We start from the raw sequence: 15,365 nt of genomic DNA, 5'->3' as shown, positions 1-15,365 counted from the left end.
TCTACGCTCTATTCATGACCGAAATCGCGAGCCCCCACATCTCCCACCCGCGGATCATGGTGCTCGGGGTGCAGCCGGGCACGCCGCCGTTCCGCATCATGGAGATCGACGGCGAAGTGGTCGGCGCGGCGAAGGCGATCACCGACGTCCTGGAGACCGCCGCCGCCTACGGCATCACGGTCCACGATCTCGACGACCCGGAGGTGGTCCGCTGGGTGGGCGGCGACAAGCTCACCTGGAGGCTGCGCTAGTACCCCGGCGCAGCCGAGGGAGCGCGCGGACCAGTGGGTTTCGCGCCGGTGTGAGCTGCTGGGGGAGGAATGACCCCGCACCTCGGCAAAGATCCCTATTCGGTGGGAACCGCGCATGGCCCCACTCCCGCGAGGGCACGTTGATCGTGCCGGGTGATCACGACCGCCCGGCGTCCCTCTTCCCGGGTCCGCGCCGATCGGCGTGACCAGCTGACCACCTATCGGCAGTTGCGCGCCCGCGCACTGAACCGCGCGGCGGCTCTGCACGCTGAGCCGACCGTGACATCGACCGATTGGCTGACACCGGCTGGCCGGCCGGTGCCGGCCACCGGTGCTGTCCGCCCGCGGTGGGGGCCGCGGGCAGACGGTAAGGGACAGCGGGACCCGTGGACGCGGAGGGTCCGGACGGGGCACCGCCCGCCGGACCCTCCGTTTGCCCGCCCGAGCGGTCTCTCAGCCCACCGTCCACTTCTGGTTGGCTCCGCCGGAGCACGTCCAGATCTGCAGCCGTGTGCCGTTGGCCGAGGTGTTGCCGGTGACATCCAGGCACTTGTTGGCCTGGGGGTTCACGATGTCGTGGGCTGAGGAGACCGCCCACTTCTGGTTGGGACCGCCGGTGCAGTCCCACAGCTGGACGGTCGAGCCGTCCGCCGTACCGTTGCCCGTGACGTCAAGGCACTTGCCCAGCGCGCGGAGCGAGCCGTCCGAGGAGACCGTCCACTGCTGGGCGGCGGTGCCGTTGCAGTCGTAGAGCTGTACGGGGGTGCCGTTGGCCGAGCTCGCCCCGGCCACGTCCACGCACTTGCCCGCGAGACCCGTGATCGGGACGCCGGTGCCGCCCGAGCTGTCGCTCGTCGTCACCTGCACCTCGTCCACGACGAGTTGCTGCGGGAAGACGGTGGATCCGTCGGGGTCGCCCGGCCAGTAGCCGCCGACCGCGAGGTTGAGGATCAGGAAGAACGGCTTGTTGAACACCCAGGTGTTGCCGCCCAGATCGGCGGGCGTGCGCCGCTGGTAGACGGTGCCGTCCACCGACCAGGTGATCGAGTCGGGCGCCCAGTCGACCGCGAAGGTGTGGAAGGCGTCCGCGAAGGCCTGGCCGCCCGGCAGGGAGTACGCGGCGCCGATGCCGCCCGAGCCGGAGTACCCGGGACCGTGGATGGTGCCGTGCACGGTGGAGGGCTCGAATCCGACGTTCTCCATCACGTCGATCTCACCCGAGTTCGGCCAGCCGACCTGCCCGATGTCGTTGCCGAGCATCCAGAACGCGGGCCACATGCCCTGCCCGCGCGGGATCTTCATGCGGGCCTCGACATGGCCGTACGTGGAGGTGAACTTGCCGGAGGTGTTCAGCCGGGCCGAGGTGTACTGGCACGTGCCGTACCAGCACTGGTAGTTGGCGGGGTTCTCCTTTCGGGCGGTGATCACCAGATGGCCCTGGCCGTCCAGGGCCGCGTTGTTGCTGCCGGACGTGTAGTACTGCCGCTCGTGGTTGTTGACGTTGTCGCCGGTCTCGATCTGCCATTTGGAGGAGTCGACGGCCGACCCGGCGGGGCCGTCGAAGGTGTCCTGGAACGTCACGGCCGCGGCGGCCGCCGCGGGACCCGCGTGGGCGGGCGCGACGACGGCGGATGCGGACGCGATGAGCACGGCGGACAGTGCGGCGAAGAGGCATCTTCGGAGCAGGCGCGGGGAGTCCATGACTCTCCCTTCCGTACGGCGACCCGGGGGACGGGTGAGCCGACTGAGGTGGGGGGTGCATGCTTCGCCTCTTGATTTAAGAAGTGAAGTAAGGGGGTGTCAAGACTCTGGTCCGGACCATTACTTCAGGGGTGGTGCGTCACGTACGCCGACGGCTTGGTTCACCCGCGACGACGGGCGCGGGGATGCACGGCCCGGCCGAGCCGGCGCCCCAGCAGCAGATAACCCACCAGCGCCCCGGCCGTGTTCAGAATGACGTCGTCGATGTCGAAGGCCCGCCCGGTGATGAGCGCCCCCTGGACCAGCTCGACAAGGAGCATGACCGCCGCGGTGAGCGCGGCAACGCGCAGGATTCCCCTGACCCTTGGAGCCAGCACGGGCAGCAGCACCCCGAAGGGCACACCGAGCAGAAGGTTCCCGCCGACCTGCTTGACGGCGTCGCGCAGCTCCGGCTGGGAGAGGTAGGCGTGCAGGGAGCGGCCGGGGTGGAGGTTGCTGTGGGTCAGCGCCTCCGAGGCCGGAGACGGCTCCAGCGTCAGACGGGCCAGCGCGACCGCGAACGCCACCATGGCCGTGAAGGCCAGCACCATGACGAGTAGCCGTACCGGGAACGGAAGCGAGCCTCGCTCCCGCGGTGGCGCCGAGGTCCGGCGACCGGATTTCGTGGCACGCGAGCGTAACGCCGTACGGACCATGTGATCCTCCCAGTTTCAACTGGCCTTCAGCTAAAGGTGATTACCCCCGAAGCGGGCCTCGATGCCGATCCGAACGGCGTACTTCCCGTCGGCGTACCGCTGGTTTCCTTTCGTTCCACCAGGGCACTCCGGGGACCGGGCCATCGCGCGCCGTCGCCTTGCCGGGGCACGGCAATGCTTGGATGGCAGAACGGATATTTCCTACCAAAGCGGCGATCGCGGGACGGTGGAGGCGGCGCATGAACCGGCGTATGACACTCCGGGCCGTGCTCGAAGTCCTGGCGTGGTGGGCCGCCCTCACCTTGCTGTGGCTGGTCCTCATCAGCACGGTGGACACGCTGGAACTGGTCGTCGGAGCGGCCGCCGCGCTCGTCGGCGCGGTCGCGGCCCGGGGTGCGCGGCGGGCGGTGGGCGGACGGTGAACGGCTGGACCGTCGCGGCGACGGCCGTGCTGGCCGGGGGAGTCGGGGCCACCGTGTGGGGCGTCGCCACCGGGCCGCTGCGGCGCCGGGTCGTCGCGCAGAACCTGTCCACCTCGCTGGCCTGTCCCAGCCTGCTGCTCCTCGCCCAGGGCTACGACCGGCCGGCGTACGTCGATCTCGCCCTGGTCCTCGCCCTCTTGGGCCCCGTCGGCACCCTCGTCTTCGCCCGGCTGCTCGCCGAGGACCTGGAGAAGGATCCGCCGAAGGCCTGGGCGCTCACCTACGCGGTCGCCGGTTTCGGCGCCGTGGTTGTGCTCGTCCTGTGCGTGGCCACCGGACCCGGCCGGGCGATGGTGAAGCTCCTGGTCGTCGGCGCCCTGTTGATCGGCGGGAACCTCATCGCGTCCCGGGCAATGTCCGGCGGACTCGGAGGGAGCCGCCATGGATGACCCGCTCATCGTCGTCGCGCTGCTACTGGTGGCCGCCTGCACGACCGTGGCCGTCGCGGTGCGCGACCCCGAGCGCCAGGCACTCGTGCTGGCGGTCCTGGGCACGGCCCTGGCCGTCCTGTTCACCGTGCTCCAAGCCCCCGACGTGGCCCTCTCGCAGCTGGCCGTGGGCTCCGCCCTGACCCCGCTGTTGCTGCTGCTGTCGGTGCGCAAGGTCAGACGGCGCGAGCGGAAGAAGCGGACGAAGGGGAAGGCGCGGTGACACGGCGCCTACGGCTGTGGTTGCTGACCGCGGGTGGTGCGGGCCTCGCGGCGCTGCTGGTCGCCGCCTGCCTGCGACTGCCCGGCTTCGGCGGCGCCCGGCACCCGTACGGGGAGCGGGCGGTCCACGCGTCGCTGGCCCGCCGCACCGCCAACACCATCGCGTCCGTCAACTTCGACCAGCGTGCCTTCGACACCCTCGGCGAGATGACCATCCTCTTCGCCTCGGTCCTGGGCACGGTCGTGCTGTTGCGACAGACCCGGGACGAACACCGCGCCGAGCCCGAACCCGAGGACGTCGCACTTTCCATCCGCCGGTACGCCCTGATCGTCCTGCCGGTAGCCATCCTGTGCGGCCTGTACGTCATCGCCCACGGACAGCTCAGCCCCGGCGGCGGCTTCCAGGGCGGCGTGGTCGCCGCGACGGCCCTGCATCTGCTCTACCTCGGCGCCGACTACCGCGCGCTGGAGAGGATCCGGCCGGTTGGCCCGTACGAGGTCGGCGACGCGCTCGCCGCCTCGGCGTACGTCGTCACGGGCCTCGCGGGGCTGCTGGGCGGGACGGCGTTCCTCGCCAACACGCTGCTCCCGTACGGCACGTTCAACACACTGTCGTCGGGCGGCATCGTCCCCCTGCTGAACGCGGCCATCGGCATGGAGGTCGCCTGCGCGGTGGTCGTGCTGCTCGCTCGCTTCCTGGACCAGGCCGTCGAGATCGAGGAGGAGAGCGGGAAGTGAGCCAACCGTGATGTCCGTACTGCCCTATCTCGTCGCCGTGTGGATCTTTCTGACCGGCTGCTACGGAATCGCCACCAGCCGGAACCTGATCCACGCCGTGGGCTGTCTCGCGGTCTGCCAGTCCGCGACGTACGTCCTGCTGCTGGCCGTCGGCTACCGCGACGGCGGCACCGCGCCCGTCTTCTCCGACATGAAGCCCGGCACGCGACCGGTGGTGGACCCGGTCGTGCAGGCCCTCGCCCTCACCGACGTGGTCGTCGGAGCCACCGTCACCGCGCTGCTGCTCGCCCTCGTCATGCAGATCTCCAAACGCCACGGCACGGTCGACCCGGACGAACTCTCGGAGCTGCGCGGCTGATGAACCACCTGCTGCCGCTTCTCGTCGCCGTACCGCTGCTCGGGGCCGGACTGCTCGTCGCGGGCGGCCGTCGAGTGCCGCGCGCCGTGGCCGAAGCCTTGGGCTGTCTCGTCTCCGCGGGTACGGCCGGACTCGCGATCGTGCTCCTGCTCAACTCCTCGCCGCCCCTGGTCGAATGGGCGGGTGGATGGGTGCCCAAGGAGGGGGAGAGCGTCGGGATCGTCCTCGTCGGGGACGGGCCCGGGCTCGGGATGGCCGCGCTCGCCTCGCTGCTGACCGTGGCGGCGCTGGCGTACTCCTGGCACTACTTCGACGAACCGCCGCGCCGCCACGCGGGCTCCTTCCCCGCCCTGATGCTGCTCTTCCAAGGCGGCATGTGCGGCTTCGCGATCGCGGGCGATCTCTTCAACGCGTTCGTGTTCTTCGAGTTGATGAGCGTCGTGGCGTACGCGCTGACCGGCCATCGCGTCGAGGAGGCGAAGGCTGTGCAGGGCGCGCTGACCTTCGGGGTCGTCAACTCCCTGGGCGCGTATGCCATGTTGCTGGGCATCGGGCTGCTGTACGCGCGCACCGGCGAGCTCGCCATGGTGAAGATCGGCCGCGGCCTCGACGAGCACGGCGGGCCCGACGCCCTCACTCTGGCGGCCTTCGTGCTCGTCCTGACCGGGCTGCTGGTCAAGGCCGCGGCCGTGCCCTTTCACTTCTGGCTGCCGGACGCGCACGCGGTCGCGCCGACGCCGGTGTGCATGCTGATGTCCGGGGTGATGGTCGAACTCGGCGCGTACGGCGTCTGGCGGGTGTACGGCACGGTCTTCTCCGGGCCGGGCGGCATCCCGGCGGCCGATCTGGAGCGCGCGCTGCTCGTCCTCGGCGCGCTGACGAGCGTGGTCGGCGCGGTCATGTGCTGGTACCAGCGGCATGTGAAGCGGCTGCTGGCGTACTCGACGGTCGCCCACATGGGGCTCTTCGTGATCGGCCTCGGCGCGCTCGTCCCCGAGGCGGACGACGGGGTCGCGCTCTACATCCTGGGGCACGCCGGAGTGAAGGCCGCCCTGTTCGCCTGCACCGGCGTCCTGCTCGCCCGGTACGGCAGCGTCGACGAACACGTGCTGCACGGGCGCGCCCGTCCACTGCGCGGGGTCGCCGTGATGTTCGTCGTCGGCGCGCTGGGCCTCGCCGGGCTGCCACCCTTCGGGAGCGGGCTCGGCAAGGCGGTCACCGAGGAGGCGGTCGGAGGACTGTTCACCGTGCTGTTCGTCGCCGTCTCGGCGGTGACCGCGGGCGCGGTGCTGCGCGTCGCCGCGCGGGTGTTCTTCGGCCTCGGGCCCAGGCCGAAGGACGAGTCCTCGTACGAGACCACTGGCTCCGGGGAGGAACCCGAGACCCGGCACCGGCTGAAACGGGTCCCGGACACCATGACTGCGGTTCCCGCGGTGCTGCTCGCCGGGTCCCTCGCCGTCGGCGTGGCGCCCGGCTTCGCCGCCGTGATCGGGCACGCCGTGAGCGAGGCAGGGTCCGGCGGGGCAATCACCGCACCCCACTGGACCCTCGCCGGGGTGCTGCTCGGCCTGACCTCGACCGGCCTGGCGGTGGGTCTCGCAGCGCTCGCCGTGGCCCGCCCGAGACTGCTGGGTGAGCAGTCCTGGACCAGGCCCCTGCGGCACCTGCAGTCCGGCCACATCGGGGACTACGTGGCCTGGATGCTGGCGGGCGCGACGTTGCTGGGAGCGCTGGCGCTGCCAGGGATCCTGGGCGGCTAGCCCGTGATGAGCCTGCGCGCCATGGAGTCGATGGGTGCCGTGGTCCCATGTCGTAGTTGCTGAGGGTCACCAACACCGGGCGCCCGAACCCGGCCGAGGAGGCGGACGGGCCGCTGGAACCCTTCGTCCGCGGCGCGGGCACGCCGACGGCGGCGCCGGGCTCGGCCTGTCCATCGTGCGTGCCGTCGTCCCCGTCCACAGCGGAGAGATCTCCCTCACCGCCCACCCACCGGCGGCCTGGACGTCACCGTCCGCTTCCCCGCCCCACGCATACCTAGATCCAGTTCGCCCACCCAAAGGTGAGGAGAGGGGCGCGGCGCCGCGCGTCCGCGCCCCGTCGTCCGGCACCCGATCCATCGGACAGCGCTAGGCGTTGGCCGCCTTCGCGTACTCCTGTGCCATGCCGCCCGCGAAGTCGTACACGATGAACTGTTCGTCGCCCACGACCCAGGCGTCGTGCCCGGGCGGACAGACGAAGACATCGCCGGGTCCGACTTCTCCTTCGCCGCCGTCGTCCATGCGGATGTGCATCCGTCCTTGCACGACATAGCCGTTGTGATGGATTTCGCAGCTCTTGGTCCCCGCGACGGGGGCCACGGACTCGGACCAGCGCCAACCGGGTTCGAAGGTCCCGACCGCGAAGTCGAGCCCGGTGAGGTGGACCGCTTCGAGGTGGCCGCGGGGGAAATCACGCCGCTCGTCGGGCTTGTCGACCGTCTTGATCTCAAGCATGACGGGCTCCCTTCAGTTGCCCCCCTCCATCGTCTGCCTGTCCCGAGGGGGCTGCCATCGGTGAAAGCGGTCTGTGACGGACGGTTGCCGTGCGGGGCGTGGGAGCGCTTCCATGGATGCCATGTCCATGCCACTATGCACAGGGAGACCGCTCCGGTCAGCACTCGGCGCGCTGCTCACAGCGCTGGTGCCCTTACTCGCCGCGGTGCTGCTCACCGCACCCCCGGCTTCCGCCGCACCTCCCGCTTCCGCCGCCGCGTCCCTCACCGAGGTGACGAACTTCGGCAGCAACCCCAGCAACCTCCAGATGTACCTGTACGTGCCGGACAGCGTCACCGCGCACCCGGCGGTCCTGGTGGCCGTGCACTACTGCACGGGCTCCGGTCCCGCGATGTACTCCGGCACGGAGTTCGCCTCGCTGGCCGACCGCTACGGGTTCATCGTGATCTACCCGTCGGTCACCCGCAGCAGCAAGTGCTTCGACGTGTCCTCGCCCCAGGCCCTCAGCCGCGGCGGCGGTAGCGACCCGGTCGGCATCAAGTCCATGATCGACTGGGTCACCGGCACCTACGGCGCCGACACCAGCAGGGTTTTCGCCACGGGCATCTCCTCCGGCGCGATGATGACCAACGTCCTGCTGGGCGACTACCCGGACGTGTTCGCCGCAGGGGCCGCGTTCGCGGGTGTGCCGTTCGGCTGCTTCGCCACCACCGACGGGTCCGAGTGGAACAGTGCGTGCGCGAACGGCACAGTGACCCACACCTCGCAGGAGTGGGGCGACCTGGTCCGCACCGCCTACCCCGGCTATACCGGACCCCGGCCGCGAATGCAGCTGTGGCACGGCACCGACGACGCCACCCTGACGTACCCCAACTTCGGGGAAGAGATCAAACAGTGGACGAACGTGCTCGGGGCCAGCCAGACACCGGCCGCCACGGACTCGCCCCAGTCCGGATGGACCCGCACACGCTACGGCTCCACCGGCGACCGGGCTCCGGTCGAGGCGATCAGCCTCCAGGGCGTCGGACACAACCTGATGACCAGTGGCATGGCGGCCCGCGTCCTCACGTTCTTCGGCCTGGACAGCACCGGCCCCGCACCTCAACCCCAGCCGGGCGGCTGCCGGGTGGCCGTCACCACCAGCGCCTGGAACACCGGCCTGACCGCCTCCGCGACCCTCACCAACACCGGCACCACCGCCGTCAACGGCTGGCAGCTGAGCTTCGCCCTGCCGTCCGGCCAGACCATCACCAACGGCTGGGGAGCCACGTACGCCCCGGCCACCGGCACCGTGACCGCGACCAATGCCGCGTACAACGGCACCATCGCCCCGGGTGCCTCCGTCACCATCGGCTATCAGGCAAGCCATACGGGCAACGCCGGGGCCCCCACCGGCTACACCCTCAACGGCACGGCCTGCGCCGTCACTTGACCGGTCGGCACGGGACGCACGCCGGACACCTCAGGCGCCGTACGTGACCGTCACCTCCTTGAAGCCCAGGGAGCGCAGCAGGCCTTGGAGCATGCCGGTGGTGTTCGTCTCGGCGCGTGAGGTGAGCCGGCTGTCCTTCGCGGCCTCGCCGATGTGCTGGGCCGCGAGACGCTGCACGGCCCGCTCGTCGTTCGGGTTGTCGGAGAAGATGTCGCCGATCCGGTCCAGGAGACCGCGCTGTTTGGAGACGGCGTAGGAGTGGTCGGGGTCGAGCGCGGGCTTGCCCAGCGCCGCGTGCGGCAGCCGGAGCGTGGCCGACGTACGGTCGTCGTTGACCGTGATGTCCTTCTTGTCGAGCGTGCCGAGGTCGACGTACGCGTCGACTGTGCCGGCCCCCACGTACAGCATGCGGGTGCCGCGGATCGCGTCGGGCAAGTACTTGGCGTCCTTCTCCAGGTCCACGACGACCTGGAAGTTGCCCGACGCCGCGTCGTAACGGCTCAAGTCCTGGATCGATGTGAGGAGCGCGGGGCCCGACCGGTCATGCGTGTCCGTGCCGAACAGATCGCGCAGCCCAGGTAGAACGGCCAGCCGCAGGCCGGCGAACAGCACCACGAGCACCAGCACGAAGGCGCTGAGCACCTTCGCCCACCCGGGCATGCGCTTGATGGACGTCGTCATGTCTACGGTCCTCCTTCTTGACGTCCGTGTACCCATCAAGTCCCTTGACAGGCCGCCCCGTTGGCCGATTGCTGCCGGTGACGGGGGTGTGGGCGGCCGTCTAGCGTGGGGGCGTACGCACCGGCGCGCCAGGAGGACCGGATGACTCCAGACAGCACGTCCGGGCCCCTTTGCCCCATGCACCAGGTGACTTTTCCCGAGTCGGGCCCACCCCGGCGGGCCGCCCTGGCCACCGGTACCCCGCTCTGGCTGGTCACCCGGTACGACGAGGTGCGCCAAGTACTGATGGACCCCCGTTTCCACCGCAGTTCGCTGTACGCCGAGCACGCACCGCGTCTGCTCGTCGTACCGAATCTGCTGGACAACCCCAACGGGCTGCTGAACCAGGACGGTCCCGCCCACCAGAGGCTGCGCGGGACCGTGCAGCGCGCCTTCACTCCGCGGGCGATCGCGCGCCGGCGGCCGTGGGTGGCCGGGGTGGTGGAGACGCTCCTGGACCGGTTCGCCGAGCGGCCCCGGCCCGCCGACATCATCGAGGGGTTGGGAACTGCTGGGGACTGACTGAGCACGAGTGCGTTCTGGCGTGTATGGGTGAGCGCTGACGGTCGCGGTCCAGGGCTCTGCGCTGCCTTCCAGGATGGGAATGGGAGTTCGTCTGTCGAGTGTGTGACCTTTGCGGGTAGTGCTCGTTGGGTGTGATGACCGGCTTTTCGAGGGGTGCGCGGGGGTGTGGGGTGGGTGGTCTGCGGGAGCTTGCGGCGCCGTTTGTCGCGCCCGGCCCCTCGGGGGGTGGCAGTCCGTACCCGGCTCAAGCAGCTCTCGCCTGCCGATGAGGAGGTGCTGCGGCGGGTGGGCGCGCACCTGGGCACGCTGGCCTCCCGTGATCTGAAGGAGCGTTGCCGGGATGGTCTGGAGCATGACGGTGAGGCGTGGGCGGCGCGCAAGCGGCAGCTGACGCCCGCGTCTTCCTCCCGCTGGGCGGGATCGATCACCAAAGCCAGCCACGATCAGTGGGCGCTGGCCCGCCGCTGTCAGCTCGCCCACATCCAGGGCCTGGAGGCCGGTGTCAGGACGATCAGGCACCGGCTGTCCCTGCCGGTCGGGGAGAAGGGCACCAAGCGGACGCCGGGCGGCTACCGCAGCAAGCGGGAGTGGCACGCCAAGTCCCGCCGCCTGCACGTCCATGAGGACCGGCTGGAGCGCGAACGGGCCGACCGTGAGGCCGGGGTCGTGCATGTCGTGCGCGGCGGCAAGCGGCTGGCCCGCACCCGGCACCACCTTGATGCCGCGCAGCTCACCGAGGCCGGGTGGCGGCAGCGGTGGGAGGCCGAACGGTGGTTCCTGCAGGCCGATGGCGAGTCCGGGAAGCTGTACGGGAACGAGACGATCCGTGTTGCTCCGGACGGTGAGGTGAGCATCAGGCTCCCCGCTCCGCTGAAGGAGTTGGCCAACGCCCCGCATGGGCGGTACGTCCTGGGCTGCCGGGTCGGCTTCCCGCACCGGGGGCAGGAGTGGGCGGACCGGGTGGAGGCGAACCGGGCGGTGGCCTACCGCATCCACCTGGACACCGTCCGCGGGCGCTGGTACCTGACGGCCTCCTGGCAGATCCCGGTGACCCAGGTCGTTCCCCTGGCCGCGGCGCTGGCCGACCGCGTGATCGGTGTCGACACCAACGCCGATCACCTGGCCGCCTGGCGCCTCGACACCCACGGCAACCCCATCGGAATCCCGCGCCGCTTCTTCTACGACCTGTCCGGCCGCACGGAGCATCGCGATGCCCAGGTCCGCCACGCCCTCACCCGACTCCTGCACTGGGCCAGGACCTGCGGTGTCAAGGCGATCGCCGTCGAGGACCTCGATTTCACGGCGGAGAAGACCCGTGAGAAACACGGCCGCAAGCGCCGGTTTAGGCAGCTCATCTCCGGCATGCCCACGGGGAGACTGCGGGCCCGCCTGGCCTCGATGGCCGACCGGACGGGTATCGCGGTCATCGCGGTCGACCCGGCCTACACCTCGACGTGGGGCGCCCAGCACTGGCAGAAGCCCCTCACCCACGAACACAGGAAGACGACTCGCCACGAGGCTGCCGCCGTGGCGATCGGACGGCGCGCCCAAGGGCACCCGATCCGGCGACGGACGACACCGCCCCATGACGACCAGAGTGATCGTCGTGGGCATCGGACCGTCCAGGCCGGACCAGGCACCCTCGGGCGTGAGGGACCCCGCCCCCACATCCCCGGACCACGCACACGATGCGTGCCGCCGGACTGCGGAGCGAACGCGGGCAACCAGAACGCCCAACACCGCTCGGGGCGTTCGACTGAGCATGAATCCTGGCAACAGGACTCACTCCCGCTCAGTCCATAGGAACGGTTCACCCGTTCACTGCCCGTCTCGGTGATCTCCCGCCTGATGGGCGCCTCGACCACGTGGACGGCGACCGCATCCGCCACTGGGCCGACCACGCCCTGTCCGGTGGTGCTCACACGGCCGAGGAAGTCGGCCTCGCCATGCGGGAGTTCGGTGCCTTCGCCGCGCAACTCGTCGCGGAGCGAAGGGAATCGCCCAGTGACGACCTGGTGAGCGAACTGGTGGCGGCGGCCGACGAGACGGCGGAGATCGACGACCGGCAGCTGGTGTCCCTCGTCTGCGGCCTGGTCGTCGCCGGACACGAGACCACCATGACCGCGCTCGGCAACGCCGTCGTCTACTTCCTCACCGAGGGCCGCGCCGCCTGGCCGGGCCTCGCCAAGGACCAGGACGCGGCGGCGGCCGCGGCGGAACAGCTCCTGCGCATCGTCCCGCTCAGCGAGAGCAAGCTGCTGCCCGGCCTCATGCGGCGGGCCGTCGAGGACGCCGAGATCGGCGGGGTGACGATCCCGGCGGGCAGTGTCGTCGCCGCCGCGACCAACTCCGCCGGCCGCGACCCGGAGGTCTACCCGCCGGAGCCGCCGGACCTCTTCGCCCCGCTCCCGGCCCCCGGCGTGGTCTTCGGCGCCGGACCACACCACTGCCTCGGCGCCTGGCTCGCCCGCCTGGAACTCGAACTCGCCCTCCACCACTTGGCCGCCCGGTTCCCACAGCTGCGCCCCGCGTTCACCCTCGACACGATCAGCTGGCGGGAGGGACAGATGACGCGGAGCCCGCTCCGGTTGCCGGTGGCCTGGTGAGGGCCCGCGCCTCAGCAGCGGCGCTTCCCGCGGTCAGGTGACCGTCGGGTGGCCGGTGGTCACCCCAGTAGCATGAGCCGCGTATCCCGGTTCGATCATGCGAGGAGCGGTCGTGCGTGACATCGCCGTGTTCAGCGGTAGTGCCCATCCGGAGCTTGCGGCCGAGGTCTGCGCGCATCTCGGTGTGCCCCTCAGCCCGACCCGGGTCAGCCGGTTCGCCAACGACTGCCTGGAGGTGCAGCTCCAGGCCAACTGCCGCGAGCGGGACGTCTTCCTCGTACAGCCGCTGGTCACGCCGGTGCAGGAGCATCTTGTCGAGCTGCTGATGATGTGCGACGCGGCGCGCGGCGCGTCCGCGGGGCGGATCACCGTGGTCATGCCGCACTACTCGTACGCCCGCTCGGACAAGAAGGACATGCCGCGGATCTCCTTGGGCGGGCGCCTGGTCGCGGACCTGATGGTGGCGGCGGGGGCGAGCCGTGTCCTGGCGATGACGCTGCACTCCCCGCAGGTGCACGGGTTCTTCTCGGTGCCGGTCGACCATCTGCACGCCCTGCGCGAGCTGGCCGTGCACTTCCGCGGCTACGACCTGTCACGTACGACGGTCGTGTCGCCGGACCTCGGCAACGCCAAGGAGGCCGCCGCGTTCGCGCGGCTGATCGGCGCCCAGGTGGCCGCCGGCGCCAAGCAGCGGTTCGCCGACGACCGGGTGAGCATCAGCGCCGTCATCGGTGAGGTCACCGGGCGCGACGTCATCGTGCTGGACGACGAGATCGCCAAGGGCAGCACCGTCCTCGAACTCCTTGAGCGGCTACGGGAGTTGGAGCCACGGTCGATCAGGGTCGCCTGTACCCACGGCCTGTTCGCGGCGGGCGCCCTCAAGCGGCTCAGCGAGCAGCCCGACGTCCTGGAGATCGTGTGCACGAACACCGTGCCGATTCCGGTCGAGGAGCACACGGAGAAGCTGCGGATCCTGTCCATCGCCCCGGCGCTCGCCGAGGCCGTGCGGCGCATTCACAACGGCGAGTCCGTCAGCGCCCTGTTCGACGCGCCCCGGAGCGAATAGACAGGAAGCAGCGAAGCAACGCTCGGCGTCACCCAGGTGATCAGGAGGGCTTGCAGTGGCGAAGGCGAAATTCCAGCGGACCAAGCCGCACGTCAACATCGGCACCATCGGTCACATCGACCACGGCAAGACGACGCTCACGGCGGCCATGACCAAGGTGTTGCACGACCAGTTCCCCGACCTGAACCCCTACACGCCGTTCGACCAGATCGACAAGGCTCCCGAGGAGCGCCAGCGCGGCATCACGATCTCGATCGCCCATGTCGAGTACCAGACGGAGAACCGGCACTACGCGCACGTTGACTGCCCGGGACACGCGGACTACATCAAGAACATGATCACGGGCGCCGCGCAGATGGACGGCGCCATCCTGGTCGTCGCGGCGACCGACGGCCCGATGCCGCAGACCAAGGAGCACGTCCTGCTGGCCCGGCAGGTCGGTGTCCCGTACATCGTCGTCGCGCTCAACAAGACCGACATGGTGGACGACGAGGAGATCCTGGAACTCGTCGAGCTCGAAGTGCGCGAGCTGCTCACCGAGTACGAGTTCCCGGGCGACGACGTCCCGGTCGTACGGGTCTCCGCGCTCAAGGCGCTCGAGGGCGACGCCGAGTGGACCGCCTCCGTCCTCGAACTCCTCGCGGCCGTCGATGAGTTCGTGCCCGAGCCGGTACGCGATGTGGACCGGCCCTTCCTGATGCCGATCGAGGACGTCTTCACCATCACCGGCCGCGGCACGGTCGTCACCGGTCGCATCGAACGCGGTGTGCTGAAGGTCAACAACGAGGTCGAGATCATCGGCATCCACGAGCAGAAGACGAAGACCACGGTCACCGGCATCGAGATGTTCCGCAAGCTCCTCGACGAGGGCCGGGCGGGCGAGAACGTCGGGCTGCTGCTGCGGGGCGTGAAGCGTGAGGACGTCGAGCGCGGCCAGGTCGTCATCAGGCCCGGCTCGGTGACCCCGCACACGGAGTTCGAGGCGCGCGCGTACATCCTGTCGAAGGACGAGGGCGGCCGGCACACGCCCTTCTTCGACAACTACCGCCCGCAGTTCTACTTCCGTACGACCGACGTGACCGGCGTCGTCACCCTCCCCAAGGGCACGGAAATGGTCATGCCGGGCGACAACACCACCATGGAGGTGCAGCTGATCCAGCCCATCGCGATGGAGGAGGGGCTGAAGTTCGCCATCCGCGAGGGCGGCAGGACGGTCGGCGCGGGACAGGTCACAAAGATCCGGAAGTAGCCTCGGGGCGGCTCAGCGCCTCGTCCAGTGACGCCGAGGGCGGCAGGAGGCGCGCGAGGCCGGTCACCCGGAGGATGCGGAGGGTCAGCGGCTGCGTGCAGACGAGGTGCAGGCGTCCGCCCCGGGCCAGCACCCGGCGCCGGGCCCGGTACAGCAGGCGCAGCCCCGAGCAGTCGAAGAACTCGACGGGCCGCAGGTCGATCACGATCTGCGGTTCCGGGCGCGCGGTCGCGGAGTCCAGGAACGCGGTGATCTCCAGGGCCGCGAGGATGTCGATCTCCCCGTGGAACTCCAGCACCATGTGCCCGCGCTCCTCGCGGACGCGCAGATGCCGGCTGAGCGGTGCGGGGTCGTACGCCACGACGACATCACCTCCAACCGGCAACTGACCCGCCGCTGA

Annotated in this window: 17 protein-coding genes and 1 pseudogene; 13 read left to right on the top strand and 5 right to left on the bottom strand. The window is 70.3% G+C overall.

Features of this window, described 5'->3' with window-relative positions; all coding sequences use genetic code 11:
- Positions 1-14: 14 nt before the first annotated feature.
- Entirely contained in the window at positions 15-251 is a 237-nt protein-coding gene (locus ACZ4WS_RS00430; protein ID WP_467975838.1) for a hypothetical protein, read from the top strand.
- A gap of 453 nt (positions 252-704) precedes the next feature.
- On the opposite strand, the gene ACZ4WS_RS00425 is transcribed toward ACZ4WS_RS00430, so the two are convergent.
- The gene (locus tag ACZ4WS_RS00425) at positions 705-1,952 is read right to left on the bottom strand and encodes a ricin-type beta-trefoil lectin domain protein (protein WP_467975837.1); all 1,248 of its coding nucleotides are present in this window, start codon (positions 1,950-1,952) and stop codon (positions 705-707) included.
- A 161-nt stretch (positions 1,953-2,113) separates the two neighbouring features.
- Complete coding sequence (locus ACZ4WS_RS00420) at positions 2,114-2,647, bottom strand: VanZ family protein (protein WP_467975835.1); 534 nt, start codon at positions 2,645-2,647, stop codon at positions 2,114-2,116.
- A gap of 239 nt (positions 2,648-2,886) precedes the next feature.
- Here ACZ4WS_RS00420 and ACZ4WS_RS00415 point away from each other — a divergent pair, with 239 nt between their 5' ends.
- From ACZ4WS_RS00415 to ACZ4WS_RS00390, 6 genes are read left to right on the top strand one after another with little or no spacing between them, the layout of a single operon-like run.
- The gene (locus tag ACZ4WS_RS00415; protein WP_467975834.1) at positions 2,887-3,069 is read left to right on the top strand and encodes a hypothetical protein; all 183 of its coding nucleotides are present in this window, start codon (positions 2,887-2,889) and stop codon (positions 3,067-3,069) included.
- Positions 3,066-3,518 carry a monovalent cation/H+ antiporter complex subunit F gene (locus tag ACZ4WS_RS00410; protein ID WP_467975833.1) on the top strand — a complete coding sequence of 151 codons (453 nt, stop codon included), beginning with the start codon at positions 3,066-3,068 and terminating at the stop codon, positions 3,516-3,518. Before ACZ4WS_RS00415 ends, ACZ4WS_RS00410 begins: the two co-directional genes overlap by 4 nt.
- Positions 3,511-3,780: a Na(+)/H(+) antiporter subunit B gene (locus tag ACZ4WS_RS00405; protein ID WP_467975832.1), complete on the top strand. Its 270-nt coding sequence runs from the start codon at positions 3,511-3,513 to the stop codon at positions 3,778-3,780. Before ACZ4WS_RS00410 ends, ACZ4WS_RS00405 begins: the two co-directional genes overlap by 8 nt.
- Positions 3,777-4,517 (top strand): MnhB domain-containing protein, encoded by a 741-nt coding sequence (locus tag ACZ4WS_RS00400; protein ID WP_467975831.1) that lies wholly within the window; start codon positions 3,777-3,779, stop codon positions 4,515-4,517. The genes ACZ4WS_RS00405 and ACZ4WS_RS00400 overlap by 4 nt, the downstream gene beginning before the upstream one ends.
- A gap of 10 nt (positions 4,518-4,527) precedes the next feature.
- A complete protein-coding gene (locus ACZ4WS_RS00395) occupies positions 4,528-4,875 on the top strand; it encodes a sodium:proton antiporter (protein WP_467975830.1) in 348 nt (115 codons plus the stop codon).
- Positions 4,875-6,635, top strand: coding sequence for a complex I subunit 5 family protein (locus tag ACZ4WS_RS00390; protein WP_467975829.1), 1,761 nt, complete (start codon positions 4,875-4,877; stop codon positions 6,633-6,635). The genes ACZ4WS_RS00395 and ACZ4WS_RS00390 overlap by 1 nt, the downstream gene beginning before the upstream one ends.
- A gap of 366 nt (positions 6,636-7,001) precedes the next feature.
- On the opposite strand, the gene ACZ4WS_RS00385 is transcribed toward ACZ4WS_RS00390, so the two are convergent.
- A complete protein-coding gene (locus ACZ4WS_RS00385) occupies positions 7,002-7,367 on the bottom strand; it encodes a cupin domain-containing protein (RefSeq protein WP_467975828.1) in 366 nt (121 codons plus the stop codon).
- Between the two features lie 127 nt (positions 7,368-7,494).
- On the opposite strand from ACZ4WS_RS00385, the gene ACZ4WS_RS00380 reads away from it, so the two are divergent.
- Positions 7,495-8,799, top strand: coding sequence for an extracellular catalytic domain type 1 short-chain-length polyhydroxyalkanoate depolymerase (locus tag ACZ4WS_RS00380; RefSeq protein ID WP_467977103.1), 1,305 nt, complete (start codon positions 7,495-7,497; stop codon positions 8,797-8,799).
- A gap of 30 nt (positions 8,800-8,829) precedes the next feature.
- Here the strand turns inward: ACZ4WS_RS00380 and ACZ4WS_RS00375 are convergent, their stop codons facing one another.
- Entirely contained in the window at positions 8,830-9,480 is a 651-nt protein-coding gene (locus ACZ4WS_RS00375) for a DUF4230 domain-containing protein (protein WP_467975827.1), read from the bottom strand.
- Positions 9,481-9,657: 177 nt separating this feature from the next.
- Here ACZ4WS_RS00375 and ACZ4WS_RS00370 point away from each other — a divergent pair, with 177 nt between their 5' ends.
- From ACZ4WS_RS00370 to tuf, 5 genes and pseudogenes are all read left to right on the top strand, one after another.
- Positions 9,658-10,041 (top strand): hypothetical protein, encoded by a 384-nt coding sequence (locus ACZ4WS_RS00370; protein ID WP_467975826.1) that lies wholly within the window; start codon positions 9,658-9,660, stop codon positions 10,039-10,041.
- A 173-nt stretch (positions 10,042-10,214) separates the two neighbouring features.
- Positions 10,215-11,847, top strand: a pseudogene (locus ACZ4WS_RS00365) (IS200/IS605 family accessory protein TnpB-related protein).
- A gap of 62 nt (positions 11,848-11,909) precedes the next feature.
- Positions 11,910-12,650, top strand: a complete 741-nt coding sequence (locus tag ACZ4WS_RS00360; RefSeq protein WP_467975825.1) for a cytochrome P450 — start codon at positions 11,910-11,912, stop codon at positions 12,648-12,650.
- Between the two features lie 112 nt (positions 12,651-12,762).
- Positions 12,763-13,716: a ribose-phosphate diphosphokinase gene (locus ACZ4WS_RS00355; protein ID WP_467975824.1), complete on the top strand. Its 954-nt coding sequence runs from the start codon at positions 12,763-12,765 to the stop codon at positions 13,714-13,716.
- A 55-nt stretch (positions 13,717-13,771) separates the two neighbouring features.
- A complete protein-coding gene (gene tuf / locus ACZ4WS_RS00350; protein WP_467975823.1) occupies positions 13,772-14,965 on the top strand; it encodes an elongation factor Tu in 1,194 nt (397 codons plus the stop codon).
- Here the strand turns inward: tuf and ACZ4WS_RS00345 are convergent.
- On the bottom strand, positions 14,946-15,326 hold the full coding sequence (locus ACZ4WS_RS00345; protein WP_467975822.1) for an anti-sigma factor antagonist: 381 nt from the start codon (positions 15,324-15,326) through the stop codon (positions 14,946-14,948). The genes tuf and ACZ4WS_RS00345 overlap by 20 nt on opposite strands.
- Positions 15,327-15,365 lie beyond the last annotated feature (39 nt).

Source organism: Streptomyces sp. NPDC029292, from assembly GCF_055569295.1.
This window is presented reverse-complemented; position numbering and strand designations above follow the sequence as displayed.

Bases quoted from the DNA above. Each gene is read 5' to 3' on its own strand.
- ACZ4WS_RS00430 (WP_467975838.1), top strand. From the start codon at position 15: ATGACCGAAATCGCGAGCCCCCACATCTCCCACCCGCGGATCATGGTG.
- ACZ4WS_RS00425 (WP_467975837.1), bottom strand. From the start codon at position 1,952: ATGGACTCCCCGCGCCTGCTCCGAAGATGCCTCTTCGCCGCACTGTCC.
- ACZ4WS_RS00420 (WP_467975835.1), bottom strand. From the start codon at position 2,647: ATGGTCCGTACGGCGTTACGCTCGCGTGCCACGAAATCCGGTCGCCGG.
- ACZ4WS_RS00415 (WP_467975834.1), top strand. From the start codon at position 2,887: ATGAACCGGCGTATGACACTCCGGGCCGTGCTCGAAGTCCTGGCGTGG.
- ACZ4WS_RS00405 (WP_467975832.1), top strand. From the start codon at position 3,511: ATGGATGACCCGCTCATCGTCGTCGCGCTGCTACTGGTGGCCGCCTGC.
- ACZ4WS_RS00395 (WP_467975830.1), top strand. From the start codon at position 4,528: ATGTCCGTACTGCCCTATCTCGTCGCCGTGTGGATCTTTCTGACCGGC.
- ACZ4WS_RS00390 (WP_467975829.1), top strand. From the start codon at position 4,875: ATGAACCACCTGCTGCCGCTTCTCGTCGCCGTACCGCTGCTCGGGGCC.
- ACZ4WS_RS00385 (WP_467975828.1), bottom strand. From the start codon at position 7,367: ATGCTTGAGATCAAGACGGTCGACAAGCCCGACGAGCGGCGTGATTTC.
- ACZ4WS_RS00380 (WP_467977103.1), top strand. From the start codon at position 7,495: ATGCCACTATGCACAGGGAGACCGCTCCGGTCAGCACTCGGCGCGCTG.
- ACZ4WS_RS00375 (WP_467975827.1), bottom strand. From the start codon at position 9,480: ATGACGACGTCCATCAAGCGCATGCCCGGGTGGGCGAAGGTGCTCAGC.
- ACZ4WS_RS00370 (WP_467975826.1), top strand. From the start codon at position 9,658: ATGCACCAGGTGACTTTTCCCGAGTCGGGCCCACCCCGGCGGGCCGCC.